Origin of the sequence: Streptococcus mitis, assembly GCF_002096815.1 — a bacterium.
Classification (GTDB): Bacteria; Bacillota; Bacilli; order Lactobacillales; family Streptococcaceae; genus Streptococcus; species Streptococcus mitis_AD.
This window is the reverse complement of record NZ_NCVJ01000003.1, coordinates 1-1,223: the sequence shown is the minus strand read 5'-3', so window position 1 is coordinate 1,223 and position 1,223 is coordinate 1. Positions and strand designations below refer to the sequence as shown.

General features: G+C 50.9%; 1 protein-coding gene. It reads left to right on the top strand.

Annotated elements, in window-relative coordinates; genetic code table 11:
- Positions 1-195 precede the first annotated feature (195 nt).
- Entirely contained in the window at positions 196-1,146 is a 951-nt protein-coding gene (locus B7696_RS10475) for a hypothetical protein (protein ID WP_239822180.1), read from the top strand.
- The last annotated feature ends 77 nt before the right edge of the window (positions 1,147-1,223 follow it).

The window sequence follows — 1,223 nt, the reverse complement described above, 5'->3', positions numbered from 1 at the left end:
GACGTGCTTGCTGATTGGCTTGCACTTGTTGAGGCTGACTCAGAAGCTGATGTGCTTGCTGATTGGCTTGCACTTGTTGAGGCTGATTCAGATGCTGATGTGCTTGCTGATTGGCTCGCACTTGTTGATGCTGACTCAGAGGCACTTGTGCTTGCTGATTGACTCGCACTTGTTGATGCTGATTCAGATGCTGATGTGCTTGCTGATTGGCTCGCACTTGTTGACGCTGATTCAGAGGCCGATGTGCTTGCTGATTCTGACGCACTTGTTGACGCTGACTCAGAGGCACTTGTCGATGCTGATTCAGAAGCTGATGTGCTTGCTGATTGGCTCGCACTTGTTGAGGCTGACTCAGAGGCACTTGTGCTTGCTGATTGGCTCGCACTTGTTGACGCTGACTCAGAGGCACTTGTCGATGCTGATTGGCTCGCACTTGTCGATGCTGATTCAGATGCTGATGTGCTTGCTGATTGGCTCGCGCTTGTTGATGCTGACTCAGACGCTGATGTGCTTGCTGATTGGCTCGCACTTGTTGATGCTGATTCAGATGCCGATGTGCTTGCTGATTGGCTCGCACTTGTTGATGCTGATTCTGATGCTGATGTGCTTGCTGATTGGCTCGCGCTTGTTGATGCTGACTCAGACGCTGATGTGCTTGCTGATTGGCTCGCACTTGTTGATGCTGATTCTGATGCTGATGTGCTTGCTGATTCAGAAGCGCTTGTTGATGCTGATTCAGATGCCGATGTGCTTGCTGATTGGCTCGCACTTGTTGAGGCTGATTCTGATGCTGATGTGCTTGCTGATTGGCTCGCGCTTGTTGATGCTGATTCTGATGCTGATGTGCTTGCTGATTGGCTTGCACTTGTTGATGCTGACTCAGAAGCTGATGTGCTTGCTGATTGGCTCGCGCTTGTTGATGCTGACTCAGAGGCACTTGTGCTTGCTGATTGGCTCGCACTTGTTGAGGCTGATTCAGAAGCCGATGTGCTTGCTGATTCTGATGCACTTGTTGAGGCTGATTCAGATGCCGACGTGCTTGCTGATTGGCTTGCACTTGTTGATGCTGACTCAGACGCCGACGTGCTTGCTGATTGGCTCGCACTTGTTGAGGCTGACTCAGAAGCTGATGTGCTTGCTGATTGACTCGCACTTGTTGAGGCTGATTCAGAAGCTGATGTGCTTGCTGATTGGCTTGCACTTGTTGAGGCTGATTGGCTCGC